Annotated in this window: 16 protein-coding genes; 3 read left to right on the top strand and 13 right to left on the bottom strand. The window is 63.0% G+C overall.

The window, feature by feature from the left end:
• Nucleotides 1-174: 174 nt before the first annotated feature.
• The 3 genes from HMPREF2526_RS08795 to paaZ are packed head-to-tail and all read right to left on the bottom strand — an operon-like array spanning nt 175 to nt 5,325.
• Nucleotides 175-1,458 carry a hypothetical protein gene (locus HMPREF2526_RS08795; RefSeq protein WP_070547067.1) on the bottom strand — a complete coding sequence of 428 codons (1,284 nt, stop codon included), beginning with the start codon at nt 1,456-1,458 and terminating at the stop codon, nt 175-177.
• Between the two features lie 27 nt (nt 1,459-1,485).
• Nucleotides 1,486-3,186 (bottom strand): FAD-binding dehydrogenase, encoded by a 1,701-nt coding sequence (locus HMPREF2526_RS08790; protein WP_070547064.1) that lies wholly within the window; start codon nt 3,184-3,186, stop codon nt 1,486-1,488.
• A gap of 60 nt (nt 3,187-3,246) precedes the next feature.
• Complete coding sequence (gene paaZ / locus HMPREF2526_RS08785) at nt 3,247-5,325, bottom strand: phenylacetic acid degradation bifunctional protein PaaZ (protein ID WP_070547062.1); 2,079 nt, start codon at nt 5,323-5,325, stop codon at nt 3,247-3,249.
• 102 nt (nt 5,326-5,427) lie between these two features.
• Between paaZ and HMPREF2526_RS08780 the strand changes: the two genes are divergently transcribed.
• Nucleotides 5,428-5,838: a PaaI family thioesterase gene (locus HMPREF2526_RS08780; protein ID WP_070547060.1), complete on the top strand. Its 411-nt coding sequence runs from the start codon at nt 5,428-5,430 to the stop codon at nt 5,836-5,838.
• Nucleotides 5,839-5,866: 28 nt separating this feature from the next.
• Here HMPREF2526_RS08780 and HMPREF2526_RS08775 read toward each other — a convergent pair whose 3' ends face one another.
• The 10 genes from HMPREF2526_RS08775 to HMPREF2526_RS08730 form a co-directional block, all read right to left on the bottom strand.
• On the bottom strand, nt 5,867-6,718 hold the full coding sequence (locus HMPREF2526_RS08775; protein WP_070547058.1) for a 3-hydroxyacyl-CoA dehydrogenase family protein: 852 nt from the start codon (nt 6,716-6,718) through the stop codon (nt 5,867-5,869).
• A gap of 28 nt (nt 6,719-6,746) precedes the next feature.
• The gene (locus HMPREF2526_RS08770; RefSeq protein WP_070547055.1) at nt 6,747-7,514 is read right to left on the bottom strand and encodes an enoyl-CoA hydratase/isomerase family protein; all 768 of its coding nucleotides are present in this window, start codon (nt 7,512-7,514) and stop codon (nt 6,747-6,749) included.
• On the bottom strand, nt 7,515-8,711 hold the full coding sequence (locus tag HMPREF2526_RS08765) for a thiolase family protein (protein WP_070547053.1): 1,197 nt from the start codon (nt 8,709-8,711) through the stop codon (nt 7,515-7,517).
• A 74-nt stretch (nt 8,712-8,785) separates the two neighbouring features.
• Complete coding sequence (locus tag HMPREF2526_RS08760; RefSeq protein ID WP_070547051.1) at nt 8,786-9,562, bottom strand: enoyl-CoA hydratase/isomerase family protein; 777 nt, start codon at nt 9,560-9,562, stop codon at nt 8,786-8,788.
• Between the two features lie 11 nt (nt 9,563-9,573).
• Nucleotides 9,574-10,734 carry a 1,2-phenylacetyl-CoA epoxidase subunit PaaE gene (paaE, locus tag HMPREF2526_RS08755; RefSeq protein WP_070547048.1) on the bottom strand — a complete coding sequence of 387 codons (1,161 nt, stop codon included), beginning with the start codon at nt 10,732-10,734 and terminating at the stop codon, nt 9,574-9,576.
• Nucleotides 10,734-11,273: a 1,2-phenylacetyl-CoA epoxidase subunit PaaD gene (paaD, locus tag HMPREF2526_RS08750; protein WP_049154813.1), complete on the bottom strand. Its 540-nt coding sequence runs from the start codon at nt 11,271-11,273 to the stop codon at nt 10,734-10,736. Before paaD ends, paaE begins: the two co-directional genes overlap by 1 nt.
• A gap of 27 nt (nt 11,274-11,300) precedes the next feature.
• Nucleotides 11,301-12,137, bottom strand: coding sequence for a 1,2-phenylacetyl-CoA epoxidase subunit PaaC (gene paaC / locus HMPREF2526_RS08745; RefSeq protein WP_070547046.1), 837 nt, complete (start codon nt 12,135-12,137; stop codon nt 11,301-11,303).
• Nucleotides 12,134-12,421 carry a 1,2-phenylacetyl-CoA epoxidase subunit PaaB gene (paaB, locus tag HMPREF2526_RS08740; RefSeq protein WP_046648767.1) on the bottom strand — a complete coding sequence of 96 codons (288 nt, stop codon included), beginning with the start codon at nt 12,419-12,421 and terminating at the stop codon, nt 12,134-12,136. The genes paaC and paaB overlap by 4 nt, the downstream gene beginning before the upstream one ends.
• 47 nt (nt 12,422-12,468) lie before the next feature.
• Nucleotides 12,469-13,455 carry a 1,2-phenylacetyl-CoA epoxidase subunit PaaA gene (paaA, locus tag HMPREF2526_RS08735; RefSeq protein ID WP_046648768.1) on the bottom strand — a complete coding sequence of 329 codons (987 nt, stop codon included), beginning with the start codon at nt 13,453-13,455 and terminating at the stop codon, nt 12,469-12,471.
• A gap of 111 nt (nt 13,456-13,566) precedes the next feature.
• Nucleotides 13,567-14,025 (bottom strand): hotdog fold thioesterase, encoded by a 459-nt coding sequence (locus tag HMPREF2526_RS08730; protein ID WP_070547044.1) that lies wholly within the window; start codon nt 14,023-14,025, stop codon nt 13,567-13,569.
• A gap of 112 nt (nt 14,026-14,137) precedes the next feature.
• Here HMPREF2526_RS08730 and HMPREF2526_RS08725 point away from each other — a divergent pair, with 112 nt between their 5' ends.
• Nucleotides 14,138-14,758, top strand: a complete 621-nt coding sequence (locus tag HMPREF2526_RS08725) for a TetR/AcrR family transcriptional regulator (RefSeq protein WP_246818623.1) — start codon at nt 14,138-14,140, stop codon at nt 14,756-14,758.
• Between the two features lie 366 nt (nt 14,759-15,124).
• Nucleotides 15,125-16,390, top strand: coding sequence for an AMP-binding protein (locus HMPREF2526_RS08720; RefSeq protein ID WP_369816132.1), 1,266 nt, complete (start codon nt 15,125-15,127; stop codon nt 16,388-16,390).
• Nucleotides 16,391-16,450: the final 60 nt, after the last annotated feature.

Raw genomic sequence — 16,450 nt, 5'->3', positions numbered from 1 at the left:
CAAAATCAACGCACTCTAAAACCGGAAGGGCCCCCAAAGATGCCTTTTGCCAGATGCCTTTTGCAGGACGCCTTCCTGACCTAGGCGGATTTAGCGTGGAACAACCCCACCCCACCGCCGAACAATACTAGGTAGCAGTGTCATTAGTGGCGTCTACAAGGTCGCGACTTGGAACTAGTCCAGCTCTTGGTTCAGCTCCTCGCGCACCTTGGTGATGATCGCGCCGAGGAAGCCCTCGCAGCCATCGGTAATCATGGGAAACGTGGAGTCATCCTCAATAACGCCCAGCGTGAATAACAAATCGCGGGTGATGGCGTGCGTGTAGTCGTATTCCGGGTTGAACTCCCATTCACCGCGGAACAAATGGACTAGTTCAAAGGAGAGCTGAGGGATGCCCTCCGGTTCGGCGTAGGCATAAGGGATGTTGTTCATGATGACCTGCGTTGCCCAGAGCGGATCGCTCATCGCCTTGCGGCCATACTTGGTGAGCTTGATCTGCGTCGTTGTGGTCTTGAGCCAATCCAGGTCCGTGAGGAATCCGCGCAGGTTCAGCAGCGGCTGGTGGTAGTCCTCGCGCTTGACGTCATCAAAATCATTGGGGCTGTTGAGGCCCTCTTTCAGGCGTGCCACGGCCGCCTGTTTGAGGTAACCGGCACCGGTCAGGCGTGGAAATTCTTCGATGACCTCGAGGTATTCGCGCACGCGTTGGCCCACGTGGGCTGCGATGGCGTCGTCAAGCGCCGGCAGCTCATAGTCGGGACGCAGCTCCGGGTAGGCCTCGTGGATTTCCGCGCGCCATTCCTCCAGCATCTCCGAGGACGGTACCGGAATGTCCTCGAAGGGTGTGGAGCGGAAGGGATCGAGCGGGAGATCCCCAGGCAGCGCGGGCTTGGTGCCGCCTTCCAGGTTGGCGGCCTCCGTGCCCATGGTGGCCAGGCGCTGCGCCACGGCGGGCGGGTAAAAAGTGGTGAGGCGCTGGTGGATTTGGTCCAGTGTGTAGTTGGGGAAGAGCGCGAAGATGCGCTCCATGCTCTCAGTGGGCACGGCCATGTAGGCCATGGTGGCTTGAACGTCGAGGACCACCTTGAACATCGCCTCGGCACTGCCCAGCTCACTCATGAGATCAGGACCCTCGCCGGCGATGAGGGCTGGCAGCCCCATGACGACGCGCGAGGTGTCCGCCAAGCTGATGCTGATATTCCATGCGCCGTCCGAGGGGTGGTAGTGCGCTACTTCCCGGAATGTTTCGAAAAAGTCCTGGTCAATGATGCTGAGGACGTCGATTGGCGTGCCTTCCTCACCCACGAGGATTCCCGGGTGAGAGGGCTCAAGGCCGAGCGCGGCGTGGACGATGATCATCATCTCGCCCACGGTAAGTTCCGCGGGGGCGGCGACGAAGCGGGACGTGGTGAAGAAGGGATTCTCCACGTCGAGGCGGACGTTCCTAGCGAGGTTCATAGTGCCCGACAGTATTAGAAAACCGTGCTATTCGCGCGCCAACGCTTCGCCCACGCGCTTGCCCGAGTGGATGCACCCGCCCAGGAAGGTGCCTTCCAGCGCATTCTTGCCGTGCATGCCGCCACCGCCGAATCCGGAGGCCTCACCGCAGGCATAGAGGCCGGGGAGGGCCGAGCCATCGGGGTTGAGGCACTGGCCATCCAGGTTGGTTTCCAGGCCGCCGAGTGTCTTGCGGGTGAGGAACTTCAGGCGCACCGCGATGAGTGGGCCCTTGGTTTCATCCAGGATGCGGTGTGGGGGAGCAACACGGATGAGCTTGTCGCCGAGGAAGCCGCGGGCGACACGGAGGTAGTTGACTTGGGCGTCTTTGCTGAAGGGATTATCCAGCTGGGAATCACGATCTTCCAGGACTTTTCTAAGTTGGGGTACCTCAATGGTGGGGGAGCCCTCAGGTGCAATGCGGTTCATTCCGGCGACGAGGTCCTCCAGGTTGTCTTCCACAACCCAATCGATTCCGTTCTCCATGAAGGCCTTGACGGCCACGTGGGTGCCGGGGCCGAGCTTGCCGGCGAGCTTCTTGAATTCCTTGTCCGTCAGGTCTGGGTTTTGCTCCGAGCCGGAGAAGATGAACTCCTTGTCCACGATGGCCTTGTTGAGCACGAACCAGGAATAGCCGTGACCGGTCTGGCCTATGTGGGCCAAGGCTGCCAGGTTATCGGTGCCGGGGAAGAGGTTGGTGGGCAGGCGGTTGCCTTCGGCGTCGAGCCACAGCGCTGACGGGCCCGGGATGATGCGGATGCCGTGGCCGGGCCAGATGGAATTCCAGTTGGTCATGCCCTCGGTGTAGGCCCACATGCGGTCGGTGTTGACCACGGAGGCGCCGGCTTGCTGGGCGATGTCGATGCCGCGGCCGTCGACATGCGCGGGAACGCCTGTGACCAGTTCCTCCGGGCACTCGCCCCAGCGCTGCGTCGGCCACATGCGGCGGACTTTGTCCAGGTTGCCGCCGATGCCGCCGGTGGCGATGACCACGGCGGAGCCGTGAAGCTCAAAGTGCTTGACCACGTCCCTCGAGCTTGCCTCACCACGCGCCTGGCTGGTGGGGGAGAGGACGCTGCCGCGCACGCCGACGACGCACGGGCTACCAGCGTCGTCCTTGTCGACGACGAGCTCGTCCACCCTGTGGCGGAAGTGGAATTCTACCTGGCCTTTTTCCTCTGCCTTGAGGAGTGGTTCGCGGAACACGCGCACGACCTCCGGGCCCGTGCCCCATGTGAGGTGGAAGCGCGGTACGGAGTTGCCGTGGCCGGAGGCATCGCCCGAACCGCGCTCGGCCCAGCCGATGGTGGGTAGGACGTTGAGGCCTAGGCCTTTGAGGTAGGTGCGCTTTTCATTAGCGGCAAAGCGCACGTATTCGCGGCCCCATTTCGCGCCCCAAAAATCGTGCCGGTCTTCCTCGGTCACTGGGTCATAGTCGGCGGAGTTGGCCCAGTCGCGCCAGGCCAATTCTTCGGAATCCTTGACCCGCATCATCTTCTGCTCGGGGGAGTCGACATAAAACAGACCGCCGAGGGACCAGAAGGCCTGGCCGCCGAGGTTGTTGCGGTTCTCCTGTTCCAGGAAGATGACGTGCTTGCCGCCCTTGAGGGCCTCGTAGCCGGCGACCATGCCAGCGAGGCCGCTGCCGACGATGATGATGGAGCCAGTGACTGAGTTAGTTTCTTTCATGACAGTAATGATAAAAGAAACCAACCTTCGATGTGTGACTTGGCTCGCACAACGTCATCTTTATGCCGAGACTGTGCCCTCGGCATAGGTGGTGTTCACCTTCTCCACGAGGGTGAGGACGTCGTAGGTCGCTACGATCTCATCCTCCTGGTTGTAGAGCACGGCGTCCCAGCACACCTCACCGTAGTCATCGGTGACGCGCGGGGTGATGCGCTTAGCGGTCAGCTCCACGCGGATGGAATCGTCGTAGGTCACCGGCGTGATGAAGCGCAGGTTCTCCAGGCCGTAGTTAGCCAGGACCGGGCCCGGTGCCGGCTCCACGAAGAGGCCCGCAGCCCAGGAGACCAGCAGGTAACCGTGTGCGACGCGGCGCGGGAAGAAGGGATTGGCCGTTGCGGCTTCCTCGTCCGTGTGGGCGTAAAAGGTATCGCCGGTCTTCTCTGCGAACTCGAGGATTTCTTCGAGCGAAACGTGGCGCAGATCGGAGGCGAACTGGTCACCAATCTTCAGTGTGGCCAGGTCCTTGCGGAAGGGGTGAATGCCCTGGCCGTTCTCCACGTCGGCGCGGGTGACGCGCTGCACGGCTGCGCCGCGGTGCCACTGGCCGGTGATGGCGGTCAGGTGATCCGGTGTTCCCTGAACTGCGGTGCGCTGCATGTAATGCAGGATGCCGCGTACACCACCCAGTTCTTCGCCGCCGCCGGCGCGGCCCGGGCCGCCGTGCACGAGGTGCGGAAGGGGAGAGCCGTGGCCGGTGGAGGTCTTCACATCATCACGGTCGAGGAAGTGCAGGCGGCCGTGGTGGGCGGCGATGCCGAGGGCATACTCGCGGGCGAGCTGCGGGTCGTGCGTAATGACGGAGGCGACCAAGGAGCCGGAGCCCAGGGCGGCGAGCTCGACAGCCTCGGCGGGGGAGTCATAGCCCAGGAAGGAGACGACGGGGCCGAAGGCCTCGGTGTCGTGGACGGCCTGGGCACGGTTATCGGCAAAGCGCAGGATAGTGGGGTTGAAGAAGGCGCCCTCGGCCTCCTCGCCGCCGTAGACAACCTCACCGCCGCCTGCCTTGAGCTTCTCGACGGCCTCCGCGACGTCCGCCTTCTGATCCGCGGAGACCAGCGGGCCCATGGTGGCGGAGGCATCACGCGGATCACCCACGACGACCTTGTCGCGCAGACGTGCGCTGAGGGCTTCGATGGTGGCGTCGACAAGCGCATGCGGGACGATGGCGCGGCGGATGGCGGTACACTTCTGGCCTGCCTTCGAGGTCATCTCGCCGAAGACCGCCTTGACGAAGGCATCGAATTCCGGGGAATCCGCGGTAACATCTGCGCCGAGGATGGCGGCGTTGAGGGAGTCCGCCTCCGCGCTGAACTGGATGCCACCCTCGATGACGTTGCGGTGTGCGCGCAGCGTATTCGCTGTATCGGCAGAGCCGGTAAAGGCTACGTGATCGCGGTAATCCAGGTGATCCAGCAGGTCACGAGCGGAGCCGGAGATGAGCTGCAGGCTGCCCTCCGGCAGGATTCCGGAATCAATCATGAGGCGAACACACGCCGCGGTGATGTAGCCGGTCGGTGTCGCTGGCTTAACAATGGAGGGCACGCCCGCGATGAAGGCTGGGGCGAACTTCTCCAACATGCCCCAGACGGGGAAGTTGAAAGCGTTGATCTGTACCGCTACGCCAGGGATAGAGGTGTAGATGTGGCGGCCGATGAAGGAGCTGTCCTTGGAGAAGACCTCCGCCTCACCATCCGGCATGACGGTGGAATTAGGCATCTCGCGGCGACCCTTCGAGGAGAAGGTGAACATGGTGGAAATACCGCCGTCGATATCGACGAAGTTATCGCGCTTGTTGGCGCCGGCCTTGTTGGCCAGTTCGTAGAGCTCTTCGCGGTGATCCTGGAGGTAAATCGCCAGCTCCTTGAGCTTGAGGGCGCGCTCGTGGAAGGTGAGCTTCTGGAGTCCCTCGCGCCCGGTGCCGCGTGCGTAGTCGATGGCGTCAGCGATGTCGAGGCCTTCGGCGCTAACCCTAGCGACGACGTCACCGGTGGAGGCATCGTGCACGTCAGCAACGCGCGAGGGATTGTCTGGGGTGAGCCACTGGCCGGAGAGATAGCTGGGGACGAGGGCTGCAGTCATAGCGAAAAGATTGGCCTTTCCATTAGTTTCCGAACGGTTGGTCAGTAAATACAGGCTAGTATAGTCTGAGTCACATTTCTAGGATTAAGTAAGGAGCACGGCATGGCCGCAGAGGTATGGAAGATTCAGTTGGGTGAGCTGGATAAGAAGATGGGGGTAGAAATCCTGGAAGAGTCAGCCGAGCGGGTGGTGGCCACCATGCCGGTTGAGGGCAATACCCAATCCTTCGGTTTGCTCCACGGTGGTGCCATGGCCTGTATCGCCGAGGCCGTCGGCAGCTGGGCGGCGGTGATCCACGCTTCAACCTTGGGCAAGGTCGCCGTGGGCGTGGACATCAATGCCACGCACCACGCCTCTGGGCGCACCGGCCTGGTCACGGCGACGGCCACCGCTATCAAGCTGGGCAAGACGCTGTGCTCCCACGAGATCGTCATCGTTGACGACGAGGGGAGGAGGCTGTGCACGGCGCGTATTACCAACGCGCTTGTGGCTCCTAAGGGGAACGGCAAGTAGGGGGCGTTAGGAAATAGGGGCGCGCGCTTTACTCGGAGTAGTCATAGAATCCCTTGCCGGACTTGCGGCCCAGCTCCCCGCGGGCGACCATGTCTCGCATGAGCTGCGGCGGGCTAAAGCGCTCACCCAGCTGGGACTCGAGGTATTCCGCGATGCCGAGGCGCACATCCAGACCCACGATATCGGTCAGCTCCAGCGGGCCGATGGGGAACTTGTAGCCCAGCACCATGGCGTTGTCGATATCGCGCGGTGAGGCCACGCCTTCTTCCACCATGCGGATGGCCTCAAGCGCAATGGCCACGCCCAAGCGGGAGGAGGCGAAGCCTGGGGCGTCCTTGACCACCACTGCGGTCTTGCCCAGGCCCTCGACCCAGCCCTTGGCGGTGTCCACGAGTGCATCAGGGGTGGACTCGGCGACGACCACCTCCACCAGCTTGGAGGCCGGGACCGGATTGAAGAAGTGCAGGCCGATGACGTCGTTGGGGATGCTCTCTGCCAACTGGGATACCGACAGTGAGGAGGTATTGGTGGCGACGACGGCTTGCGGGGCGGCTTCGGCGATATCCTTAAAGGCGGCCACCTTGAGATCCATCGACTCCGGAACTGCCTCAACCACGAGGTCAAAGCCGGCAAAGGCGGAGGCGGCGGTGGAAAAGCTGAGACGCTCATCCCAGGATTCGAAGGTGCCTTCCGCCCCGCGGTCGAGGGAGCCGCGGATGGCCTTGTGCACGCGCTCGCGGGCGGCGGCCACGGCGTCATCGTTGATATCCACCACGGTCACGGACGCGCCGGCGGCCAGGAAGGCGTGAGCAATGCCGGCGCCCATGCGGCCGCCGCCGAGCACACCAACCTTGGCAGGAACCTGCAGTACTGGGGACATGAGTTGACTCTCCTTGTGGGTGGAAGGTTTATTTCTTGCGGTCCAGGAAGGCCTGCATCCGCTCAAACTTGGCGGGGGACTCAAAGAGCACGGCCTGGGCGATGTTGTCCACCGCCGGGTGCGCCGCATCAGGCATAGAGATGAGCTGCTTGGTCAAACGCACGGCCAGCGGGTCTTGTTTGGCAATGCGCCCGGCTAGTGCCAGGGCACCGTCGACCAGCGCATCCGGCTCGTGCAACTCGCTGACCAGGTGATTGACCAGCGCCTCCTCGCCGTTGAGGATGCGCCCGGCCAGCAGGATTTCTTTCGCCAGGGGCGTGCCGACGCACTCCTTGAGGCGCCACGTGGCACCCGCGGCGGCAGCGATACCCAGGCCGGCTTCGGGCTGCCCAAACTTGGCAAAAGGAGTGGACACGCGGAAGTCCGCGGCTAAGGCCAGCTCCAGACCGCCGCCGAGGGCGTAGCCATCCACCGCCGCGATGACGGGGGCGGGCAGCGAGGCGATGCGGTGGAAGATGCCGGAGTTGATGCCGCGGAGGGCATCCTCGCGGCGGCGCTCACGAAGCTGTGCGATGTCCGCCCCGGAGGCGAAGATGCCGCGCGGGCCCTTCGGGGTATCCACCGTGCAGCCGGTGATGATGAGGATGCGGGGCTCGGACTCGAGCTGCGCGCAGAGTGCGTGGAACTCCGTCACCATCTGCTCATCGATGGCGTTGCGCACCTCGGGGCGGTTGAGCTTGGCGACGACTATCTCGTCCTTCTCACCGCGCGTTGAAATCTCAATGGCAGTAGTCATTTACACCCTCTCAATCGCAATCGCGGTGCCCTGGCCCACGCCCACGCACATGGTGGCGATGCCGCGGCGCAGCCCGTCCGTTTCCAGGCGGTTGAGCAGGGTCAACGTGATGCGGGAACCGGAGGAACCCAACGGGTGGCCCAGCGCGATGGCGCCGCCCCAGGCGTTGACCTTGTCCTCATCCAAGCCCAGTTCGCGGATGCAGGCGATGGACTGTGATGCGAAAGCTTCGTTGAGCTCGACGGCATCCACGCTGTCCAGCTCCCAGCCGGCGCGCTCGAGCACGTCGCGGGTTGCCGGGATGGGGCCCGTGCCCATGATTTCCGGGCGCACACCGCGCGCGGAGTTGGCCACCACGCGGGCGCGGGCGGTCAAGTTGTGCTTCTTGAGGGCTTCCTCGGAGGCGACAATGACGCAGGAGGCGCCGTCGTTCAGCGAGGAGGCGTTGCCCGCCGTGGTGACGTCACCCAGGGAGGTCACCGGGCGCAGCTTGGCCAAGACCTCCATCGTGGTGCCCGGGCGGGGGCCTTCGTCGGTATCGACGACGGTGACGTTGCCCTTGCGGTCGGTGACCTCGATGGGCACGATCTCCCTGGCGAACTTGCCGGCCTCAATCGCGGCGAGCGCGCGCTCCTGGGAACGCACAGCGAAGGCGTCCGCATCCTCGCGGCTAATACCAAAGACGTTGGCCACCTCCTCGGCGGTCTCCGGCATGGAGTAGGTCATCTTCTCCTGCTCCGCGAACTTTGGGTTGGCAAAACGCCAGCCAATGGAGGTATCAAAAACCTGGCCTGGCTTGGCAAAAGGCTTGCTTGGCTTCTCCATGACCCAGGGCGCGCGGGACATGGATTCGACGCCACCGGCGATGACAATATCCGCCTGGCCGGATTCCACGAGGGCGGTGGCCAGGGCAATCGAGGACATGCCCGAAGCACACAGACGGTTGACCGTCATCCCGGGAACGGTGTCCGGGAACCCGGCGAGCAGCCAGGACATGCGGGCGACGTTGCGGTTCTCCTCGCCGGCGCCGTTGGCGTTGCCGATGATGACTTCATCCACCGCGGAGGGATCGAGTCCGGCCTCCTCCACCGTCTTCTTGATGGCGGTGGCCATGAGGTCATCTGGGCGAACCGAGGACAGTGCGCCGCCGTAGCGGCCCACGGGGGTGCGAAAGCCGGATACCAGGTATGCAGTCATATGATTCCTTAACTATTGTGTGTGTACTGCGCTGTGTGAACTGCGCGGTATGCGTTCTAGAAGGTCTGGAGGTTTTAGCGTCCGTGGAAGACCGGCGGGCGCTTCTCATTGAAAGCGGCGAAGCCTTCGTAGTAGTCCTCGGTATCGCAGAGTTTTCCTTGGGCGATGTTCTCGGCATCGACGCTGGCCCACAGCCCAGTGCCGTTGTCACGGATGTCCTGGACCAGGGTGCGGCTGGTGAGAAAAGCTTGGGTGGCGCCGCGGGCTGCGCGCTGGGCGACGCCCCGGGTAAACTCCAGCAGCTCCTCTGCTGGTAGCGCGCGGGAGAAGAGGCCAGCGCGCACCGCTTCCGCACCGGAGATGAGTTCGCCGGTGATGATGAGGTCCATCGCGCGGTGTGTGCCGAGGCGTTCGACGAAGAGGGAGTGCCCTCCCGAATCGAGAGTGGCGCCTAGGTTGGCGAATGGGGAACCGAACTTGGCATCTTCGGCAACGTAGACGACGTCACAGGCCAAAGCGAGACCGAGGCCGACACCCAGGCAGGGGCCGTGCACGGCGGCGAAGGTGGGGGCAGGGAAGTTATCGATCTTTGTGAGCACGGGAGTGACAACGTCCGCGAGGTAGGCGGTGGCGTCGTCTTCGCGCGGGTTGAGCCCCTTGATGTTGCGGCCGGCGCAAAAGCCTTTGCCTTCACCGCGCAAGATGAGTGCGCGGGGGCTAAGCTGCGCGGCCTCATCGAGGCAGCGAGAGAGTTCGGCGAGGTCTTCCTCCGCGAGGGAGTTGAGGGCCTTCGGGTTGTTGAGTACGAGCTCGATAACCCCGGCTTCGGCGTCGTGGTGCAGGTCGATCATGGATGTTTCTCCTAGGCGTCGAAGTCGAGGACGATGGTGGGCGTGGTGGGGCGCGACTGGCAGGTCAGGATGTAGCCAGCCTTGACCTCATCGGCCTCCAGCGCGTAGTTCTCCGCCATGTCGACCTCGCCCTCGACCAGCTTGGCGCGGCAGGTGCCGCACACGCCGCCGGCGCAGGCGAAGGGGACGTCGGAGCGCACGCGCAGGGCGGCGTTGAGCAGGGATTCGTTGGCAGAAACCGGGGACTCCACGGAGCCGGAGAGGCCATCGAGCTGGAAGTTGATGCTGACGTTATCGCCTTCCGGATCCACCTCGACGTGGCGCCCGGCCTGGTTCTGATCCCCAGAGGGCTTACCGGTGGTGAACAGCTCGTAGCGCACGTCCTTCTCACCCACATCGCGGCCGGCCAGCTCATCGCGCACCAGCTGCACTAGCTCAAAGGGGCCGCAGAGGAACCATTCGTCGACAGTGTCTGTGCGCACGACGTTATCCAGTAGAGTCTGGAGTTTTTCGGCATCGATGCGCCCGGAGAACAGTGGGTTAACGCGCTGCTCGCGGGAGAGGACGTGGTGCACGGCAAAGCGCGTAGGGAACTTGTCCTTGAGGTCACCGATCTCTTCGGCGAACATGACGTCGCCGCCGCCCTTGTTGGCAAAGATGAGCTCAAATGTGGTGTCGGGGGAGGTATGGAGCACGGTCTGGGCGATGGCCATGATCGGCGTGATGCCGGAGCCCGCTGCAATGGCCACGAGGTGTGGGTTCTCTAGCTTCTCCAGCTCTTCGCGCACGGCCTCGGGGTTGTTGAGACCGGTCAGGTGGGTCTTTGAGGTGAACGCGCCCTGCGGGTTCATCACGTCCATGGTGTCGCCGGGCTTCAGGGTGTCGTTGGCCCACGTGGAGAACACGCCACCGCGGTCACGCTTAATGGCGACGCGCAGGATACCGTCGCGTGGCACATCGCAGATGGAATAGGAGCGGCGGACTTCGCGGCCGTCGATAGTCGCCCGCAGGGCAACGTACTGGCCGGGGATGTAGTCATAGTCGTCTTGCAGCTCCGGAGGGATGGCGAAGGAAACCTCCACGGAGTCCTTAGTCAATGCGCGCACGTCGGACACGGTCAGGGTGTTGAACGTGGCCTTCTTTTTTGCGGGGGCAGACGGGGTCGTGGTCATTAGTGCACCTTGAAGTAGTCGAAGGGCTCCAAGCAGTCCTGGCAGTTATAGAGAGCTTTGCAGGAGGTGGAACCGAATTGGGCAAGCTTACGTGTGCGGCGGGAGCCACAGTGGGGGCATTCGATGGCCGGCGGCGGTTCGAGTGTGAGCGGGATAGGACCTTCTGGTGTGGCCCGGGTTTTACCGCTGGGAGGCGCGATGCCGTAGTCCTTGAGGTTTTGCCGGCCGGTCTCCGTCATCCAGTCGGTGGTCCACGCCGGGTGGAGAACGAGGTCAACACGCACCTTGGCGTAGCCGGCGTCGGTCAGCGCTGTGGTGATGTCTGTCGTGATGTGCTCCATGGCGGGGCAGCCGGAATAGGTTGGGGTAATCGTGACCACCGCAGTATCGCCTTCCAGGCGTGCTTCTCGGAGAATGCCAAGGTCAGCGATGGAAATAACGGGGATTTCCGGATCGGGCACCTCGGCGGCGACGTCCCACACGTGGGCGTCGTCAAGCTGCGTGGGGCGCAGCGGGTGGGACTTATCTGTGATGGACACGATGAAACCTTGGTCCTTTCCTTTTCTCTACCAGGTCGCGCCGGGGTGCTGGCGAGCTAGGGACTGCATCTCCGCGAGGATGAAACCGCGGTGCTCGGAAAAGCGCCCGGTGCGCTGCCCGGAGCGAGCCTGCTTGACCTCCGGGATGGCCAGACCTGCCTTGTCGAGGACGTAGGCGATGCGCTCATCGAACTGCGCGCGCAGGCTCGAGGGCAGAACAGCGATGCCTTCTGCCGCCAGCTTCTCGTGGAGCGGGAGATCCTCGAAGAGCTCGTCAAGGTAGGGCCACATGTACATCAGGCCCTCCGTGATACGGCGGTGAGACTCCTCGGTGCCAAGGCCCAGGCGCAGAACCCACTGGTTGGCGTGGTCGACGTGGTACTCCACTTCCTTGATGGCCTTAGCCGCGATAGCCGCCAGCGTCTCATCTGTGGACTCCAACAGGGCGGTGTAGAGCCCGTATTGGTAATAGGAAAAGAGCAGCTGGCGGGCGATGGTGTAGCCGAAGTCGCCGTTTTCCTGCTCGACCAGGCGCGCGGAGCGGAACTCCTCCTCATTGCGGAAGTAGGCCAAGTCATCCTCGGTCTTGCCCCATGCGGTGCCGGCATAGGTGAGGAGGAAGCGGGCGTGCCCGATGAGATCGAGGGCGATGTTTCCTAGGGCGATATCCTCCTCCATCTCCGGTGCTCGCGAAATCCACCAGCCCAGGCGCTGGGCCAGGATGAGGGCGTCATCGCCCAGCATGAGCGCATAGCGAGCCGTGTCCTCGGGGGCCACTGCGCCGGAGGCGGCGATGTCTTCTGCGGTGATGCCGTTGCCCTGCGATTGCTTGGTCGCAGAATCGGCGGCTGCAAATCCGGTCACAGGTGCGGCACTCCTTCCGACTTGTCGTAGTACGTGGCGTGGCGGTAGCTCTTGCCCTGCGGGGATTCGAAGAATCCGCCCTTGGAGTCCGGGTCGGAGGAGGCAATGGCTTCGCTGGGCACAACCCAGACGGAGGTTCCCTCGTTGCGGCGGGTGTAAAGGTCACGGGCATTGCGCAGGGCCATGGTGGCATCCGGTGCGTGGAGCGAGCCGGCGTGAACGTGGGAAAGGCCGCGGGAGGAGCGTACGAAGACCTCCCACATGGGCCAGGTGGAGCTGGACATGGAATCTTCCTTAAAGTGTCGTGGCTGGTTGGGCAGTGTGCTTGGGCTTAGGCGATAAGCGAGGTGTCAGCCGAGTGGTGCTTCTCGGCGTAGGCTGCGGCAGCCTCACGGACCCACGCGCCGTCGGCATGCGCTTGGCGACGTCGCTGCATCCTCTGCACGTTGCAGGGGCCTTCGCCCTTGATGACGGCCTTGAACTCGGACCAGTCGAGCTCGCCGAAGTCGTAGTGGCCGCGCTCTTCGTTCCATTTCAGGTCCGGGTCCTCGAAGTGCAGGCCAAGGGCTTCGGCCTGCGGGACAATCATGTCCACGAAGCGCTGGCGCAGCTCGTCGTTGGAGAAGCGCTTGATGTTCCATGCCATGGACTGCTTGGAGTTGGGGGAGTCATCATCCGGCGGGCCGAACATCTGCAGTGCTGGGCCGTAGAAACGGTTGATGGCTTCCTGCGCCATCTGCTTCTGCTCGGGGGTTCCGTGGGACAGCTCGTAGAGGATCTCCCAACCTTGACGCTGGTGGAAGGACTCTTCCTTACAGATGCGCACCATGGCGCGACCGTATGGGGCGTAGGAGGCGCGGCAGAGCGGTACCTGGTTGCAGATGGCGGCGCCATCCACCAACCAGCCGATGGCTCCGATGTCGGCCCACGTGCGCGCCGGGTAGTTGAAGATGGAGGAGTACTTGGCGGTGCCGTCGAGCAGCTGCTGAACCAGCTCGTCGCGCGAGGTGCCCAAGGTCTCCGCGGCGGAGTAGAGGTAGAGGCCGTGGCCGGCCTCATCCTGCACCTTGGCCATGAGGATGGCCTTGCGCTTGAGCGAAGGCGCGCGGCTGATCCAGTTGGCCTCCGGCTGCATGCCGATGATTTCGGAGTGCGCGTGCTGGGAAATCTGACGCGTCAAGGTCTTGCGGTAGGCAGCGGGCATCCAGTCGGTGGGCTCGATGCGGGAGTCTTCGGCGATGAGCTCGTCGAAGCGCTGCTGTGCTTGTGCTTCATCCGCGGCCGGGACGGCGGCGAGTGTTTTCTCTGATGGGGTCATGGGAGGAATCGTTCCCTCTCTGCTCAGTGTCGGCTCGGTGATACTTACTGACTGGTTGGTCAGTATATGGGGCATGTGTGAGCTATGTCAACCAAGTTTGTGAGCTGCGCCCTACTTGTTGCGGTTCTGGGGCTTGGCGGGCAGCACGCGGTACGTGCCGCGGAATTCGGCGATGGGCTTTCCCTTGATGCTGAGGGTGACATCGACAACGCCGTTGCGGCCCCAGGCTTGGCGGGTCACCCCAACCCCGTCAACGACATCCCCTTCGAAGGCGGGGGCGATGTAGTGGATTGAATTGTGCGCGGCCACGGCCAAGTCGCCACCGGAGTTGCAAACGCCGGCGAAGATGGAATCGGCAAACATGTATAGATAGCCACCTTGTGCCGTGCCATGTCCATTGCACATCTCCGGGCGGACGGTGAAGTGGCCTTCGCACCTGCCGACGTCTAGCGCGGTAATTTTCGCGCCAATCTCCGCGGTGGCACGGTCATCGTCGAACATGGTGCGCACGTGGGTGAACTCGGGGCCTTTGGCGACGCCGGGGGCGAGGATGGGGTGCTCGGTGCTCATGGGAATTCCTCCTTGAGGTAAGGGGTTTCCGCAGTGCTGCCGAAGGAGCGAAAAGGGGTGTGGTGGCTCACTAGTCTAACGGTGCTCGGGGCTCTCTGCTTGAATGGACTGCGTGAAGAATGAGAAATCCGCTGTCCAGGGCGCGGCACGTGGCCGCCCCGGCTACTCCCGTGAAGATGTCATTCGTGCAGCTGTCCGTGCTTTTACAGCCCGCGGCTACGACGCCACGTCGATGGATAACGTGGCGAGCGAATTGGGGATTTCTAAGTCCGCGCTCTATCACCACATCTCGTCGAAAGAAGAGATTTTGGAGCTCACGGTAGTGCAGGCACTGAGCCGTTTGGAAGCGGTCGCGGAAGAGATGGCCGCGGCCGATGTATCGGCGGGGGAGAGGGTGCGCGGGCTGTTGCGTGGCTCGATTGAGGTGCTGTGCTCCGACCCGAAGTCTGTCGCGCTCTTGCTCCGTTTGCGTGGAAACTCCGAGGTGGAGCGGAGCGCGTTGGAGCGCCGCCGTACGCTGACGCGTTCCGTGGTTCCGCTGGTGGAGGCTGCTCAGGAGGAGGGGGCTATCCGCTCCGACATTGAGGCTCCGCTGTTGACCCGCATGATTTTCGGAATGATTAACTCGACGTCTGATTGGTACGAGCCGGAGGGGCGACTTGGTGCCGAGGAGCTGGCCAGCGCTTTTGAGAGTGTTGTTTTTGGCGGCCTAGCTCCGCAAGCGACGGGCTAGTCGCGATGGGCAAGTAGTCGATCGGCTAGTCGGGGGCGAGCGTTTCGCTCCGCCGTTGGGGCTCCATATGGGGGTGGGGGCTTCTTTTGTCGGTGAAACCGCCGTGGCCTGCGATGATGTGTCGCGCTTCAAAAACTTGGCCTAATTGTGTTGTCTATCACCACAACGGCCTGTAGTGTACGTCACAAGACTTACCCAACCGAACGGTAAGTAATTAACGTACTTTTGTGCGTTGTCCCAGCTAACCAACTTCTTGCAGCACTTTCGAGGGAGCTTAAAGGGTGTGGTATTCCCCTCTCCTCGAAATGAAAGGCAACTGACGTGACCGCAACGTTTGATATCTTCTCTGACCACCACGGCCCCCAGATGGGCATTGAGTACGCCTCCCGCGATGAAATCATTGCGCTGCAGACCGCGCGCGCGAAGAACGAGCTTCGCCACGCGTACTACAACGTCCCGCACTACCGCCGTGCGTTCGATGAGAAGGGCGTTCACCCGGATGACTTCAAGGAACTCTCGGACTTTGCGCTGTTCCCGTTCACCGACAAGGAAACCCTTCGCGCGGAGTACCCCTTCGGGATGTTTGCTGTTGGCCAGAACCAAATCTCCCGCATCCACGCTTCTTCCGGCACCACGGGTCGCCCGACCGTCGTGGGATACACCGAGAATGACGTGCGTATTTGGGCCGAGCTCGTAGCCCGTTCGCTGCGGGCAGGCGGCCTGCGCAAGAGCGATAAGGTGCAGATTACGTTCGGCTATGGCCTCTTTACCGGCGGCCTGGGCGCTCACTATGGCGTTGAGGCCCTAGGAGCCACGGCGATTCCGACCTCCGGTGGTCAGACGGAGCGCCAGATCCAGATCATGCAGGACTTCCAGCCGGACGCAATTCTGGGTACGCCGTCTTACGTGCTCAACCTCCTTGACCGCATGCGCAAGGAAGGCCTGGATCCGCGCGAATCCTCCCTGCGCGCCGGCGTCTTTGGCGCCGAGCCGTGGAGCGAGGGAATGCGCCGCGAACTCGAAGAAGGCTTCGGCATTACGGCCACCGATATCTACGGCCTCTCCGAGGTAATGGGCCCTGGCGTGGCCCAAGAATGTGTCGAGACCAAGGATGGCCTGACCGTCTGGGAGGACCACTTCTACCCAGAGATCATCGATCCGGAGACCATGCAGCCGGTTCCAGACGGCGAGTACGGCGAGTTGGTCATCTCCTCCCTCACCAAGGAGGCCTTCCCGATCATTCGTTACCGCACCCACGACATCACCCGCCTGCTCCCGGGCACTGCGCGTTCGATGCGCCGCATCGACCGCATCTCCGCTCGCAACGATGACATGATCATCCTGCGTGGCGTGAACTGCTTCCCGTCGCAGTTCGAGGAGATCATCACCGAGGACCGCCTGCTTCGCCCGCGCTACCAGTGCGTGCTGAGCAAGCGTGGCCGTATGGACCACCTCACCCTGGTGGTTGAGCACTCCTCGGAGGCTACTCCTGATCAGATCGATGCCTCCGCCGCGTGGCTGAAGAAACAGATTAAGGAGCGCATCGGCGTCACCGTTGGCGTCGAGATTACTGACCACGTCGATTGCGGTGAGGGCAAGGCCAAGAGGATCGTCGACAACCGCGATCAGTAAAACACTGCAGCGTTCTCGGCTTCTTCGGCACGCCCCGCCTCACTCATTGCCCCTTTCGTT

The sequence above is a fragment of the Corynebacterium sp. HMSC070E08 genome, assembly GCF_001808895.1.
In the GTDB taxonomy this organism is placed as follows: Bacteria; Actinomycetota; Actinomycetes; order Mycobacteriales; family Mycobacteriaceae; genus Corynebacterium; species Corynebacterium hiratae.
This window is presented reverse-complemented; position numbering and strand designations above follow the sequence as displayed.

What these genes read in the sequence shown, in the direction of transcription:
- paaE (WP_070547048.1), bottom strand. Translation starts at nt 10,734, where the DNA reads ATGACCACGACCCCGTCTGCCCCCGCAAAAAAGAAGGCCACGTTCAAC.
- HMPREF2526_RS08760 (WP_070547051.1), bottom strand. Translation starts at nt 9,562, where the DNA reads ATGATCGACCTGCACCACGACGCCGAAGCCGGGGTTATCGAGCTCGTA.
- HMPREF2526_RS08730 (WP_070547044.1), bottom strand. Translation starts at nt 14,025, where the DNA reads ATGAGCACCGAGCACCCCATCCTCGCCCCCGGCGTCGCCAAAGGCCCC.
- HMPREF2526_RS08770 (WP_070547055.1), bottom strand. Translation starts at nt 7,514, where the DNA reads ATGACTACTGCCATTGAGATTTCAACGCGCGGTGAGAAGGACGAGATA.
- paaB (WP_046648767.1), bottom strand. Translation starts at nt 12,421, where the DNA reads ATGTCCAGCTCCACCTGGCCCATGTGGGAGGTCTTCGTACGCTCCTCC.
- HMPREF2526_RS08775 (WP_070547058.1), bottom strand. Translation starts at nt 6,718, where the DNA reads ATGTCCCCAGTACTGCAGGTTCCTGCCAAGGTTGGTGTGCTCGGCGGC.
- HMPREF2526_RS08765 (WP_070547053.1), bottom strand. Translation starts at nt 8,711, where the DNA reads ATGACTGCATACCTGGTATCCGGCTTTCGCACCCCCGTGGGCCGCTAC.
- HMPREF2526_RS08795 (WP_070547067.1), bottom strand. Translation starts at nt 1,458, where the DNA reads ATGAACCTCGCTAGGAACGTCCGCCTCGACGTGGAGAATCCCTTCTTC.
- HMPREF2526_RS08780 (WP_070547060.1), top strand. Translation starts at nt 5,428, where the DNA reads ATGGCCGCAGAGGTATGGAAGATTCAGTTGGGTGAGCTGGATAAGAAG.
- paaA (WP_046648768.1), bottom strand. Translation starts at nt 13,455, where the DNA reads ATGACCCCATCAGAGAAAACACTCGCCGCCGTCCCGGCCGCGGATGAA.
- paaZ (WP_070547062.1), bottom strand. Translation starts at nt 5,325, where the DNA reads ATGACTGCAGCCCTCGTCCCCAGCTATCTCTCCGGCCAGTGGCTCACC.
- HMPREF2526_RS08790 (WP_070547064.1), bottom strand. Translation starts at nt 3,186, where the DNA reads ATGAAAGAAACTAACTCAGTCACTGGCTCCATCATCATCGTCGGCAGC.
- HMPREF2526_RS08720 (WP_369816132.1), top strand. Translation starts at nt 15,125, where the DNA reads ATGGGCATTGAGTACGCCTCCCGCGATGAAATCATTGCGCTGCAGACC.